10 protein-coding genes and 1 other RNA gene are annotated in these 13325 nt (G+C 63.4%); 8 read left to right on the top strand and 3 right to left on the bottom strand.

All coding sequences use genetic code 11. The features are described from left to right. Positions 1 to 62: 62 nt before the first annotated feature. Complete coding sequence (gyrA, locus tag LJ655_RS18425; RefSeq protein WP_230562669.1) at positions 63 to 2693, bottom strand: DNA gyrase subunit A; 2631 nt, start codon at positions 2691 to 2693, stop codon at positions 63 to 65. Positions 2694 to 3177: 484 nt separating this feature from the next. Here gyrA and ompA point away from each other — a divergent pair, with 484 nt between their 5' ends. From ompA to ssrA, 4 genes are all read left to right on the top strand, one after another. Next, positions 3178 to 3825 carry an outer membrane protein OmpA gene (gene ompA, locus LJ655_RS18430; RefSeq protein WP_230562670.1) on the top strand — a complete coding sequence of 216 codons (648 nt, stop codon included), beginning with the start codon at positions 3178 to 3180 and terminating at the stop codon, positions 3823 to 3825. A gap of 239 nt (positions 3826 to 4064) precedes the next feature. After that, the gene (gene ubiG, locus LJ655_RS18435; RefSeq protein WP_230562671.1) at positions 4065 to 4763 is read left to right on the top strand and encodes a bifunctional 2-polyprenyl-6-hydroxyphenol methylase/3-demethylubiquinol 3-O-methyltransferase UbiG; all 699 of its coding nucleotides are present in this window, start codon (positions 4065 to 4067) and stop codon (positions 4761 to 4763) included. Positions 4764 to 4804: 41 nt separating this feature from the next. Further along, positions 4805 to 5518, top strand: a complete 714-nt coding sequence (gene gph, locus LJ655_RS18440) for a phosphoglycolate phosphatase (protein WP_230562672.1) — start codon at positions 4805 to 4807, stop codon at positions 5516 to 5518. Positions 5519 to 5651: 133 nt separating this feature from the next. Further along, positions 5652 to 6021, top strand: a transfer-messenger RNA (tmRNA) gene (gene ssrA / locus LJ655_RS18445). Positions 6022 to 6389: 368 nt separating this feature from the next. On the opposite strand, the gene LJ655_RS18450 is transcribed toward ssrA, so the two are convergent. Next, on the bottom strand, positions 6390 to 6656 hold the full coding sequence (locus LJ655_RS18450) for a hypothetical protein (RefSeq protein ID WP_230562673.1): 267 nt from the start codon (positions 6654 to 6656) through the stop codon (positions 6390 to 6392). A gap of 130 nt (positions 6657 to 6786) precedes the next feature. After that, positions 6787 to 7866 carry a substrate-binding domain-containing protein gene (locus LJ655_RS18455; RefSeq protein ID WP_230562674.1) on the bottom strand — a complete coding sequence of 360 codons (1080 nt, stop codon included), beginning with the start codon at positions 7864 to 7866 and terminating at the stop codon, positions 6787 to 6789. A 133-nt stretch (positions 7867 to 7999) separates the two neighbouring features. On the opposite strand from LJ655_RS18455, the gene LJ655_RS18460 reads away from it, so the two are divergent. Genes LJ655_RS18460 through LJ655_RS18475 form a run of 4 tightly spaced genes read left to right on the top strand, consistent with a single transcriptional unit; the run spans position 8000 to position 13292 of the window. Further along, complete coding sequence (locus tag LJ655_RS18460; protein ID WP_230562675.1) at positions 8000 to 8485, top strand: NAD(P)H-dependent oxidoreductase subunit E; 486 nt, start codon at positions 8000 to 8002, stop codon at positions 8483 to 8485. Continuing rightward, complete coding sequence (locus LJ655_RS18465) at positions 8482 to 10056, top strand: formate dehydrogenase beta subunit (protein ID WP_230562676.1); 1575 nt, start codon at positions 8482 to 8484, stop codon at positions 10054 to 10056. Before LJ655_RS18460 ends, LJ655_RS18465 begins: the two co-directional genes overlap by 4 nt. A gap of 15 nt (positions 10057 to 10071) precedes the next feature. Next, positions 10072 to 13029 (top strand): formate dehydrogenase subunit alpha, encoded by a 2958-nt coding sequence (gene fdhF / locus LJ655_RS18470; RefSeq protein ID WP_230562677.1) that lies wholly within the window; start codon positions 10072 to 10074, stop codon positions 13027 to 13029. An 8-nt stretch (positions 13030 to 13037) separates the two neighbouring features. After that, the gene (locus LJ655_RS18475) at positions 13038 to 13292 is read left to right on the top strand and encodes a formate dehydrogenase subunit delta (protein WP_230562678.1); all 255 of its coding nucleotides are present in this window, start codon (positions 13038 to 13040) and stop codon (positions 13290 to 13292) included. Positions 13293 to 13325: the final 33 nt, after the last annotated feature.

Raw genomic sequence — 13325 nt, forward strand, 5'->3', positions numbered from 1 at the left:
TACACGGTGGCCCGCAGCGTAGCTTCAACGTATTAACTGAGACTGAAAACCACTGGCACGGATCAAGCCGCACCGCCACTCTCGCCGCCGTTATCACCTTCAGCGGAGGTGTCGGGATCGCTTTCCGACTCGCCCTCGGCCTCAGCAACCTGTTGCAGACCAGACAGCTTGGTCCCTTCGTCAAGGCTGATGAGTGTAACACCTTGCGTTGCACGTCCCATTTCGCGGATTTCCGACACGCGCGTGCGAATGAGCACGCCCGTGGTGGTAATCAGCATGATCTGCGCCTCCGGATCCACCAGCGTCGCGGCAACCACCTTGCCATTACGCTCCGAGGTCTGAATCGCGATCATGCCTTTCGTGCCGCGGCCGTGACGCGTGTACTCAGTGATCGGCGTGCGCTTGCCGAAGCCGTTCTCGGTCGCCGTGAGCACCGACTGCTGCTCGTCGCCGGCCACCAGCAACGCGATGACGTTCTGACCGTCCTCAAGCTGCATGCCGCGCACGCCACGCGCCTCGCGGCCCATCGGACGGACGTCGTTTTCGTCGAAGCGCACAGCCTTGCCCGAATCCGAGAACAGCATGACGTCGTGCTGGCCGTCGGTGATCGCGGCGCCGATCAGGTAATCGCCTTCATCGAGACCGACCGCAATAATACCCTTGCGCAGCGGCCGGCTGAATGCTTCGAGCGGCGTCTTTTTTACCGTTCCTAACGCGGTTGCCATGAACACGAACTTGTCGGCCGAGAATTCCTTGACCGGCAGCACGACCGTGATCTTCTCTCCTTCCTGCAGCGGGAACATATTGACGATCGGCCGGCCGCGAGAATTGCGCGAACCCTGTGGCACTTCGTAGACCTTGACCCAGTACACGCGGCCGCGGTTCGAGAAGCACAGGATGTGGTCGTGCGTATTGGCGACGAACAGCGTGTCGATCCAGTCGTCTTCCTTCATGGAAGTGGCCTGTTTGCCACGACCGCCGCGCTTCTGGGCACGATATTCGGACAACGGCTGCGACTTCACGTAACCCGCGTGCGACATCGTCACGACCATTTCCTGCGGCGTGATCAGATCTTCGGTGTTCAGCTCGGTTGCGTTCAGCTCGATCTTCGAGCGGCGCGCATCACCGAATTCGGCCTTGATCGACGTGAGTTCGTCGACGATGATCGCCGAAATGCGTTCCGGGCGAGCCAGAATGTCGAGCAGGTCGGCGATCTGTGCCATTACGTCGCGGTATTCCCCGATGATCTTGTCCTGCTCCAGACCGGTCAGGCGCTGCAGACGCATCTGCAGGATTTCCTGAGCCTGGGTATCGGACAGACGGTAGAGCCCGTCAGCCTGCATGCCGAACGACGGGTTCAAGCCCTCAGGACGGTACGCTTCGCGGCCGCCGGCCGTCGCGTTTTCCGTTTCGGCGCGCGACAGCATTTCGCGCACGAGCGACGAATCCCACGCGCGCGCCATCAATTCCTGCTTGGCGATAGGCGGTGTCGGCGCAGCCTTGATGAGCGCGATGAATTCGTCGATGTTCGCGAGCGCAACCGCGAGACCTTCGAGCACGTGGCCACGCTCGCGCGCCTTGCGCAGCTCGTAGACCGTGCGCCGCGTCAGCACTTCCCGGCGATGCGACAGGAAACACGTCAGCATCTCCTTCAGATTCAGCAGCTTCGGCTGGCCGTCGACGAGCGCGACCATGTTCATTCCGAAGGTGTCCTGAAGCTGGGTCGCCTTATACAGATTGTTCAGCACGACTTCGGGCACTTCACCGCGCTTCAGCTCGATCACGACGCGCATGCCGCTCTTGTCGGATTCGTCGCGGATGTCGGAAATGCCTTCGAGCTTCTTCTCGTTGACGAGCTCGGCGATGCGCTCGAGCAGCGAGCGCTTGTTCACCTGATACGGCAGCTCGTCGACGATGATCGCCATACGCTGACCGCGATCGATTTCCTCGAAGTGCGTGAGCGCGCGCATCACGACGCGGCCACGCCCGGTGCGATAGCCGTCGCGCACGCCGGCCACGCCGTAGATGATGCCGGCAGTCGGGAAGTCCGGTGCCGGGATGATCTCGATCAGCTCGTCGATCGTCGCTTCCGGATTTTTCAGCAGATGCTGACAGGCGTCGACGACTTCGTTGAGATTGTGCGGCGGGATGTTGGTCGCCATGCCGACCGCGATGCCGGACGAGCCGTTGATCAGCAGATTCGGGATGCGCGCCGGCAGGATGGCCGGTTCGTTTTCGCTGCCGTCGTAGTTCGGCACGAAGTCGACCGTTTCCTTGTCGATGTCGGCCAACAGCTCGTGGCCGATCTTCGCCATGCGGATTTCGGTGTAACGCATCGCCGCGGCGTTGTCGCCGTCGACCGAACCGAAGTTGCCCTGGCCGTCGACGAGCATATAGCGCAACGAGAAGTCCTGCGCCATCCGGACGATCGTGTCGTAGACAGCCGTGTCGCCGTGCGGATGGTATTTACCGATGACGTCGCCGACGATACGCGCCGACTTCTTGTACGCACGGTTCCAGTCGTTGTTCAACTCGTGCATCGCGTACAGCACGCGCCGGTGCACCGGCTTCAGGCCATCGCGGACATCGGGAAGCGCTCGCCCTACGATCACGCTCATCGCGTAATCGAGATACGAACGGCGCATTTCCTCCTCTAGGGAGATTGGCAGAGTCTCTTTGGCGAATTGATCCATTATCCGTATCTTTCACGTGCGAAGGCGAGGGATTCGCTGCATCTTCGCGTAAGCATCGCAGGCGCAACGCATCACGCGATTCTAACATGCCGAGCATCCGCCCCCGACGACCGCACGTACATATGTATACATATTAGAGGGCCACCCGCCAACACCTCGCCGATCACACCTTTTTAACCCCGTCAGGCTCGATTCGTGCGTAGGGCCAATTCGCCGCTCAGGCAGAGCTGGCGGACCGCCCGAGCGAAAGCATTTGTTGCTCATGCACCACAATTGGAAGGGGAATTGATAGGGGGCAGATTTTTTTTTCGTCGGAAGGGAACGATATGGCAAAATGCCAACGCACAAAGAGTCAGACGCTGCTCGAAGTCTACACAGACGGTTTTTATTCGGCGCCAATGTTATACTTCGAGCAATGTATGACTGGTCTTCGTCAACAGGCTCGCAGTAAACCTGCGGTAATCTCAATTTCGAGAGGAGAAATATGAATAAACTTTCAAAGCTCGCGTTCATTGCAGCTACCGCAGTTATGGCTGCATCCGCCATGGCGCAGTCGGTGCCGGCGTCGCGACAAGCTACCAACGACAACTGGGTGAATGGTACTGGCGAATACGTGTGGATGAACGGCACGAACGAGCTTTGCTGGCGCAATGCATTCTGGACGCCCGCAACGGCTAACGCCAAGTGCGACGGCGCTCTGGTTGCCCAGGCTCCGACCCCGCCGGCACCGGTTCCTCCGGCTCCGGCTATCACCAGCCAAAAGATTACGTATCAAGCTGATGCGCTGTTCGACTTCGACAAGGCAATCCTGAAGCCGGCTGGCAAGGAACGTCTGAGCGAACTGGCATCGAAGATTCAGGGCATCAACCTCGAAGTCGTCGTCGCGACGGGCCATACCGACCGCATCGGTTCGGACGCTTACAACGACCGCCTGTCGCTGCGTCGTGCTCAAGCTGTGAAGGCCTTCCTGGTCAGCCAGGGCGTCGAAGCCAACCGTATCTACACGGAAGGCAAGGGCCGTCGCAACCCGGTTACCACCGGTTGCAACCAGAAGAACCGCAAGCAACTCATCGCCTGCCTCGCACCGGACCGTCGCGTGGAAGTCGAAGTTGTCGGTACGCCGAAGCAGTAAGCTGCAAATTACCGCAGTATCGAAAGCCCCGCTCCGGCGGGGTTTTTTTTTTGCACGGCCGCCGCGTCGATACGTGACGCGCGATGGCGCCAAACGCCTCCCGCTCCATCGGCAGCCGCGCGCACTTTGCATCAGCGCCTCGCCGTCCGCCGCGTTTTTGCCGCCCCTTCTCTTGCCCTATATACTCGGGGTTTATCCTCGAGCGTCCGCTCACCGCTTTCATCGAGGCAGCCTTCGCCATGACCAACGCCGATCCGCACGAACTACAGAAATTCAGCGACCTCGCTCATCGGTGGTGGGACCCAAACGCCGAATTCAAACCGCTGCATGAACTGAACCCGATTCGCCTGAGCTGGATCGACGCTCACGCGCATCTCGCGGGCAAGAAGGTGCTCGATATCGGCTGCGGCGGTGGCATTCTCTCTGAATCCATGGCAGGTTTGGGGGCTCACGTGAAAGGCATCGACCTGTCGACGCAGGCACTGGGCGTCGCCGATCTCCACAGCCTTGAAAGCGGTGTATCCGTCGACTACGAAGAGATCGCGGCCGAGGCGCTCGCCGCGCGCGAGCCGGGCACTTATGACGTGGTCACCTGCATGGAGATGCTCGAGCACGTGCCCCAACCCGCCGCAATCGTCGAAGCCTGCAAGAATCTCGTCAAGCCGGGCGGCTGGGTGTTCTTCTCCACGCTGAACCGCAACGTGAAGTCGTATCTGTTCGCGGTTATTGGTGCCGAATACATCGCGGGAATGCTGCCGAAGGGCACGCACGACTACGCGCGTTTCATCCGCCCGTCGGAACTCGCGAGTTTCGCGCGCGCGGCCGGCCTGCGCACGGATGACATCAAGGGCATCGTCTACAACCCGCTCAGCAAGCATTTCACGCTGTCCTCCGACACGGGCGTCAACTATCTGCTCGCCTGCCGCCGCGACGCCTGAATCGCAAGAACCACCCCGATCCGCCGCATCCGAAACGCACAATGAGCGACCCGACTCCCCTGCCCCAACGCGAAGACAGCGACAACCTCATCGGCTTTTGCCTGGCGGTACTTTTCGACCTTGACGGCACGCTAGCCGACACGGCGCCCGACCTGGCGGCGGCCGTCAATAAAATGCGCCACGACCGTGGACTCGAGATGGTGCCGCTCGAAAAGCTACGCCCGCTAGCCTCAGCCGGAGCCCGTGGACTGATTTGCGGTGCGTTCGGCATCGGGCCCGAGCATCATGAATTCGCGTCGATGCGCGAGGAGTTTCTCGCGAACTACGAAGCAGATCTGTGCATCGAGACGACGCTCTTTCCCGGCATCGCGGAAGTGCTTGACGAACTCGACGCGCGCGGCGTGCGCTGGGGCATCGTCACGAACAAGGTGGCGCGACTCACCGAGCCGCTCGTCGCGCAACTCGGGCTTGAAGAGCGCGCAGGCTGCGTGGTGAGTGGCGACACGACCCGGCATTCGAAGCCGCACCCCGCGCCGCTGCTGCACGCGGCGCGTGAGCTGGACGTCGCGCCGGAGCGCGTCGTCTATATCGGCGACGATCTGCGCGACGTGCAGGCGGGTTTTGCTGCCGGCATGAAGACCGTCGCCGCGGCCTACGGCTATTGCGGCAACGACATTCCGCCGACACGGTGGCACGCGCAGCACGTCGTGCAATCGCCGGCCGAGTTGAAGGCGCTGCTGCGCGAAATCAGCTGACAGATCGGCTCAAAGGCGCGTGCGACACAGGTGATCGCGAAGTTGCATGATTGGCGGCCGCAGAGGACCCACGACTTGGCCGTCGATCTATTGTAAAATTCCGTTTGGCTCATAACTATGAGCAACGAACCGCGGGGGCGACCTGGTTTCGACAGGGGTTGCGAAGCGGCTAGGGCATGTCGAGGACCCGTCACCTCGTTAATCAATGGGAAAAACGTAACTGCAAACGACGATACGTTCGCACTGGCAGCCTAAGGGCCGCCGTCCTCTGCCTAGTTCACTGACGGGCTAGTGTCGCAAGACCGGTAGCAATACCGACAGAGGTCATATACGTCAGTTAAGCCTTGGCGGCGTCACGACGTCCGGGTCGAAAACTTGGTGAATCGCCGCAGCGCAGCGTGTTCGTCCGCGTCGCTGCGGTTAAATCAAAAGACAGAACTAAACATGTAGAACTAGTCGTAGAGGACTTCTGGACGCGGGTTCGATTCCCGCCGCCTCCACCAAACACGTCGGCACGTTCGCAATGAACGGACTCGAAAGACCCCGCTAGCTGAGCGCTACCGGGGTTTTTCATTTTGTCGGCATCGCATCGGGTGTCGCACACTCCGCGACCCGGCCCATCGGCGTGTGCTCCCTACATTCGAAGCGCGTCGTCGCTCGTCAACCGCTCTCCGCTGTACCACTACGCGGCCGACAAGCAGGCGGGCAATACCAAGGAGACGGTTTCAAGGACATCTGCCGCCTTGCCAAACCTGAGGAACCGAACCATCCGGCCGATGGACGGGCATCTCACCAGTCACAAAGCACAACGCCGGCCTACGGGCCGGCGTTGCGTCGAATCTCGAAGCTCGAACAAAGCCCGAGCGGACCATTATTCGTCTTTCGGACACTGCAGATTGCAGCCATTCGGATCGCCCATATCGCCGCGTCTGCGCGCTTGCGAGCGTTCGCCGTGCTGGTACTTGGCGGACGGCGCGGATGCGGCGAACGGCATCTGCGGATGCTCATTGAGGCGGAATTCGTCGTTCAGGATACCGCCTGGCACGCCAGGCGAGTTTTGCGCGAAAGCGACGGAGACGGTGGCACAGAGCACACCAGCCGCGGCCGCGGCGGCACATGCGTGGAGAAGAGCTTTCATGTCGGTTCAGCGCGGCTTGGCGCGCGGTTCAAGCGGAAGTCAAGGCAAGAGAGTAGCCGAAACTGGCGCGCCGCGCAGCGGCACGTGCCGGGCACTACCGTTTAAATGATTACGGGCCCTTACGCCGGCGCTACGCCAACTCGCCGCTGAGCCCCTCCTCCACATCGACGATCCTGCCGCAATCGCGCGGATCGTAGCCGTCGAGCTGCTCGACGCGCTGGTGAAACGCACTGCCGCGCAACAGGCCGATCACCGTCGCGAGCGGCGCGCGCGCGAGGTGCGCGCGGTCGCACGCGAAGTAATAGTCCTCGTCGACGATCGGGATGAAATCGAGCCCGAAATGATGGGCGGCCGGCTTCACGCCGAAGCCCACGTCCGCCATGCCGCTCGCGACAAACGCCGCGATCGCCGAGTGTGTCAGTTCGGTCGACGCATAGCCGTTGACGCGGTCCGGGTCCACGCCGAGCTGTCGCAGCGAAAGATCGATCAGCATCCGCGTGCCCGAGCCCGGCTGACGGTTGACGAAACGGATGTCATCGCGCGCAAGATCGCCGAGCCCGCCGATCCGCTTCGGATTGCCCTTGGCGATGAAGAGCCCCTGTTTGCGCTTCGTCAGATGCACGAGCAGATGGCGCTGCGGATCGAGCCAGCGCCGGTAGGTATTGGCGCACGCCGCGCGAAACTCGCCCAGCGGCAAATGAAAGCCCGCCAGATCGCACTCGCCGCGCGCCAGCGCGCTGACCGCATCCGCGCCGTCGCGGTACTTGATCTCGACCGGCAGATCCTTGGCGACCAGCGCGGTCACGAGCGCGGCCACCGCATATCCGTGCGACGCGTGGATGCGCACGTCATCGGCGGGCGGCGCGAGCCAGCGGTTCAGATCGCTCGCCACTTCGCTCGCGAGCGCCTGCAGATTGCCATCGAGCCGCTCGCCGCAGAGCCGTTGCCCGCGCAGGACCGCGTGACCTAGTTCGGACAACACCGAGCCGCGCCCGCGCTCTTTCGCGATCAACGAACCGCCAAGGCGCTCCTCGATGCTGCGCAGCAAACCCCACGCATGCCGGTAGGACAAACCCTTAAGCGCCGCAGCCTGCGCGATGCTTCCGGACTCATCGACAAGCGCGAGCAGCGGTGCCACGTCCGACAGGCTGGCCTCGCGGCCGTCCGTGCCCTTCACCACCAGCTCGACCTGGCATTCGATCCTGACCATATATGTTTAATTCTTTCCTATTGCATGCGCCGGTTGGCCCGCATATTGTTCCGCTATACCCTGACGAATAAGCAAAGCATAGGTGCATGCTTTATGAATAACAAGTGCATATATCGCTTTGGAGGAGCCCCTGTTGGACGATTCCCTGACCACGCCGCCGGATCAGCTCGTGCAGCGTCACGCGCAGCCGGGTCGCTCGCTGCTCACGATCCTGCATGCGATCCAGGACGAACTCGGCTTCGTGCCTCCTGCGACGGTCGCGCCGCTCGCCCGCGCGCTTAACCTGTCGCGCGCGGAAGTGCACGGCGTCATCACCTACTACCATCATTTCCGCACCACGCCTGCCGCGCCCGTCATCGTGCAACTCTGCCGCGCCGAAGCGTGCCGCAGCATGGGCACGGAGGCGCTGGCGCAGCATATCGAGGCGCACACCGGTTGCCGCTTCGACGCCGACCATCAGGACGGCGCAACGGTCGAACTCGAATCGGTCTACTGCCTTGGGCAATGCGCGCTATCTCCGGCGCTGATGCTCAACGGCACCCTGCACGCGCGCGTCACGCCGCAGAAATTCGACGCCCTGTTCGCCGCAGCCCGCAAATGCGTGGAGGTGCCGGCATGACACGCATCTATGTTCCGCGTGATTCGTCGGCGCTCGCGCTCGGCGCCGATGCACTGGCTGAAGCCATCACGAACGAAGCCGCGCGCCGCGGCATTGCGGTCGAACTGGTCCGCAACGGTTCGCGCGGCTTGCTGTGGCTCGAACCGCTGGTCGAAGTCGCGACGCCCGAAGGACGCATCGGCTATGCGAATGTCGAGGTGGAAGACGTCGCCGCGTTGTTCGACTCGGGCTTCGTCGACGGCGGCGAGCATGCGCGGCGCGTCGGCGTGGTCGACGAGATTCCGTATCTGAAGAAGCAGCAGCGCCTGACCTTCGCGCGGATCGGCCTCACCGACCCGCTTTCCATCGACGACTACGTCGCGCACGGCGGCCTCGAAGGCTTGCGCCGCGCACTGCAGACCGACGGCGACACCGCCTGCGAAGCCCTGATCGAATCCGGCCTGCGCGGCCGCGGCGGCGCGGCCTTTCCGGCTGGGATCAAGTGGCGCACGGTGCGCGGCGCGAAGGCCGCGCAGAAGTACATCGTCTGCAATGCCGACGAAGGCGACTCGGGCACCTTCTCCGATCGCCTCGTGATGGAAAGCGATCCGTACATGCTGATCGAGGGCATGATCATCGCGGGCGTCGTGACTGGCGCGACCGTCGGCTATATCTATGTGCGCAGCGAATATCCTCACTCGATCGCGACGCTCGAAGCCGCCATCGCCCGGGCGCGTGAAGCCGGCTGGCTTGGCGACAGCGTGCTCTCGAGCGCGCATCGCTTCGAGTTGTTCGTCGCGAGAGGCGCGGGCTCGTACGTGTGCGGCGAGGAAACCGCGATGCTCGAATCACTGGAAGGCAAGCGCGGCATCGTCCGTGCGAAGCCGCCGGTGCCCGCGCTCGCAGGTCTCTACGGCCAGCCCACCGTGATCAATAACGTGATCACGCTCGCCTCGGTGCCGATCATCTTCGCGCGCGGCGCGGCGTTCTATAAAGACTTCGGCATGGGCCGCTCGCGCGGCACGCTGCCGTTCCAACTGGCTGGCAACATCAAGCGAGGCGGTCTCGTCGAACTCGCGTTCGGTGTGACCTTGCGCGAACTGCTCGACGACTTCGGCGGCGGCACCGCGAGCGGCCGCCCGGCGCGTGCGGTGCAGGTTGGCGGTCCGCTCGGCACGTATCTGCCGCAAAGCCAGTGGGACATTCCGATGGACTACGAAGCGTATGCGGCGATCGGCGCGGTAATCGGCCACGGTGGTCTCGTCGTGCATGATGACACGTCGAATCTCGCCGAGCTCGCGCAATACGCGATGCACTTCTGCGCGCTCGAATCGTGCGGCAAATGCACGCCGTGCCGGATCGGCTCGACGCGCGGCGTCGAGGTGATCGCAAGGATTCGCGATGGCGACACGTCGACGCGCCAGGTGCAATTGCTGCGCGATCTGTGCGACACGATGGTGTCGGGCTCTTTGTGCGCGATGGGCGGCATGACGCCGTATCCGGTGCTGTCCGCGCTCGATCATTTCCCTGAAGACTTCGGTCTCGCCGCCGATCACCCTGCCGACCACGCCACCAAAGCGGCCGCGGCCTGACACCAGGAGTTCACCATGTCCGATCAGTTCAACTCCCCCGCCGGCGGCTGCGGCTCAGGCAACTGCGCGTGCAAGTCACAAGCCATGGCACGCGCCGCCAATCCGTTCGCCGACGACACCGATTACGGCACCCCGGCCCGCCACTCCGACGTCGACGTAACGCTCGAAATCGACGGCCAGGCGGTGACCGTACCGGCCGGCACGTCGGTCATGCGCGCGGCGGCCGAAGCCGGCGTCAACGTGCCGAAGCTGTGCGCGACCGACTCGCTCGAACCGTTCGGCTCGTGCCGCCTGTGCCTCGTCGAAATCGAAGGACGGCGCGGCTATCCGGCCTCGTGCACGACGCCGGTCGAAGCCGGCATGAAGGTGCGCACGCAGACCGACCGGCTGCAGTCGCTGCGTCGCAACGTGATGGAGCTGTACATCTCCGACCATCCGCTCGATTGCCTGACCTGCCCCGCCAACGGCGACTGCGAACTGCAGGACATGGCGGGCGTGACCGGTCTGCGCGAAGTGCGCTACGGCTTCGACGGCGCGAATCATCTGAAGGACGGGAAGGACGAATCGAATCCGTACTTTACGTACGACCCGTCGAAGTGCATCGTCTGCAATCGCTGCGTGCGCGCGTGCGAAGAAACCCAGGGCACGTTCGCGCTGACCATCACCGGACGCGGCTTCGAATCGCGCGTCGCGGCCAGCGAGAGCCAGCCGTTCATGGAGTCGGAATGCGTGTCGTGCGGCGCGTGCGTCGCCGCGTGCCCGACCGCGACCCTGCAGGAAAAGTCCGTCGTGATGCTCGGCCAGCCCGAACACTCGGTCATCACCACCTGTGCGTACTGCGGCGTCGGCTGCTCGTTCAAGGCCGAGATGAAGGGCAACCAGGTCGTGCGGATGGTGCCGCACAAGAACGGCCAGGCGAACGAAGGCCATGCGTGCGTCAAAGGCCGCTTCGCGTGGGGCTACGCGACGCACAAGGACCGCATCAAAAAGCCGATGATCCGCGCGAAGATCACCGACCCGTGGCGCGAAGTCAGCTGGGACGAAGCGATCTCGTATGCGGCGTCGGAATTCCGCCGCATTCAGGCGAAGCATGGGCGCGATTCGATCGGCGGCATCACGTCGTCGCGCTGCACGAACGAGGAAACCTACCTCGTGCAGAAGCTCGTGCGCGCCGCCTTCGGCAACAACAACGTCGACACCTGCGCGCGCGTTTGCCACTCGCCGACCGGCTATGGTCTGAAAACGACGCTCGGCGAATCGGCGGGCACGCAGACGTTCGCCTCCGTCGACAAAGCCGACGTCATCATGGTCATCGGCGCGAATCCGACCGACGGCCACCCGGTGTTCGCCTCACGTCTGAAGCGGCGCGTGCGCGAGGGCGCGAAGCTGATCGTCGTCGATCCGCGCCGGATCGATCTCGTCGATACGCCGCATGTGAAGGCGTCGCACCATCTGCAATTGCGGCCCGGCACCAACGTCGCGATCGTCAACGCACTCGCGCATGTGATCGTCACCGAAGGCCTGCTCAACGCGGCGTTCGTCGCCGAGCGCTGCGAAACGCGCGCATTCGAGCAGTGGCGCGACTTCGTCGCGCTGCCGGAGAATTCGCCCGAAGCGACCGAAGCAGCGACCGGCGTGCCCGCGCAACAGGTGCGCGAAGCGGCCCGCATCTACGCGACGGGCGGCAACGCCGCGATCTACTATGGCCTCGGCGTTACCGAACACGCGCAAGGCTCGACGATGGTGATCGGCATCGCGAACCTCGCGATGGCGACCGGCAACGTCGGCCGTGAAGGCGTCGGCGTGAATCCGCTGCGCGGCCAGAACAACGTGCAGGGCTCGTGCGACATGGGCTCGTTCCCGCACGAGCTGCCGGGCTACCGGCACATTGGCGACACGCTCGTGCGCACGCAGTTCGAGAACGCATGGAACGTCACGCTGCAGCCGGAACCGGGCCTGCGCATTCCGAACATGTTCGACGCCGCGCTGCACGGCAGCTTCAAGGGTCTGTATTGCCAGGGCGAGGACATCGTGCAGTCGGACCCGAACACGCATCATGTGGCGGCCGCGCTGTCGTCGATGGAATGCATCGTCGTGCAGGACATTTTCCTGAACGAGACCGCCAAGTACGCGCACGTGCTGTTGCCCGGTTCGTCGTTCCTCGAAAAGGACGGCACGTTCACCAATGCCGAGCGCCGCATCTCGCGCGTACGCAAGGTGATGCCGCCGCTCGCCGGCTACGCGGACTGGGAAGTCACCCTGCTGCTGTCGCGCGCGCTCGGCTACGAGATGGACTACGCGCATCCGTCCGAAATCATGGACGAAATCGCGCGGCTCACTCCGACCTTCCACGGCGTGTCGTATCAGAAGCTCGACGAGTTGGGCAGCATCCAGTGGCCGTGCAACGAAGACGCGCCCGACGGCACGCCGACCATGCACGTCGGTACCTTCGTGCGCGGCAAGGGCAAGTTCCTGATCACGAAGTTCATCGCGTCGCCCGAGAAAGTGACGCGCAAGTATCCGCTGCTGCTGACGACCGGCCGCATTCTGTCGCAGTACAACGTCGGCGCACAGACGCGCCGCACCGAGAACTCGCGCTGGCACGATGAAGACCGGCTCGAACTGCATCCGCACGACGCCGAGGAACGCGGCATCAAGACTGGCGACTGGGTCGGCATCGAATCGCGCGCGGGGCAGACCGTGTTGCGCGCCAAGGTGACGGACCGCATGCAGCCGGGCGTCGTCTACACGACGTTCCACTTCCCCGAATCGGGCGCGAACGTGATCACGACCGACAGCTCCGACTGGGCGACCAACTGCCCCGAATACAAGGTGACCGCGGTGCAGGTGATGCCGGTCGAGCAGCCGTCGCAATGGCAGAAGGACTATTCGCGCTTCAATAGCGAACAGCTCGAACTGCTGAAGCACCGCGAGCAGGCCAATGCGGCCGCGGCCGTCACCGCGGGCAAGTGAGGCGAGCGATGGACAAACGGAATCTGATCGACATGGCGAACCGGATCGGCGACTTCTTCGAGTCGATGCCCGATCACGAGGAAGCGCTGACCGGCGTCGCCGAGCACATCCGTCGTACCTGGGAGCCGCGCATGCGGCGCGAACTGCTCGCGACGCTCGACGAAGCGCCGGACACATATGGCATTGCGCTCTCGAACTTCACGCGCGAGGCGATCGTCAGGTATCGCCAGAAGTTGACGCCGGCGGAGGTGTCGGCGGCTTGAGCCGTTTGCGCGATCACCGGGCGCGGCGGCGCG

Source organism: Paraburkholderia translucens, from assembly GCF_020881035.1.
Lineage (GTDB): Bacteria > Pseudomonadota > Gammaproteobacteria > Burkholderiales > Burkholderiaceae > Paraburkholderia > Paraburkholderia translucens.

Bases quoted from the DNA above. Each gene is read 5' to 3' on its own strand.
- gyrA (WP_230562669.1), bottom strand. From the start codon at position 2,693: ATGGATCAATTCGCCAAAGAGACTCTGCCAATCTCCCTAGAGGAGGAA.
- ompA (WP_230562670.1), top strand. From the start codon at position 3,178: ATGAATAAACTTTCAAAGCTCGCGTTCATTGCAGCTACCGCAGTTATG.
- ubiG (WP_230562671.1), top strand. From the start codon at position 4,065: ATGACCAACGCCGATCCGCACGAACTACAGAAATTCAGCGACCTCGCT.
- gph (WP_230562672.1), top strand. From the start codon at position 4,805: ATGAGCGACCCGACTCCCCTGCCCCAACGCGAAGACAGCGACAACCTC.
- LJ655_RS18450 (WP_230562673.1), bottom strand. From the start codon at position 6,656: ATGAAAGCTCTTCTCCACGCATGTGCCGCCGCGGCCGCGGCTGGTGTG.
- LJ655_RS18455 (WP_230562674.1), bottom strand. From the start codon at position 7,866: ATGGTCAGGATCGAATGCCAGGTCGAGCTGGTGGTGAAGGGCACGGAC.
- LJ655_RS18465 (WP_230562676.1), top strand. From the start codon at position 8,482: ATGACACGCATCTATGTTCCGCGTGATTCGTCGGCGCTCGCGCTCGGC.
- fdhF (WP_230562677.1), top strand. From the start codon at position 10,072: ATGTCCGATCAGTTCAACTCCCCCGCCGGCGGCTGCGGCTCAGGCAAC.
- LJ655_RS18475 (WP_230562678.1), top strand. From the start codon at position 13,038: ATGGACAAACGGAATCTGATCGACATGGCGAACCGGATCGGCGACTTC.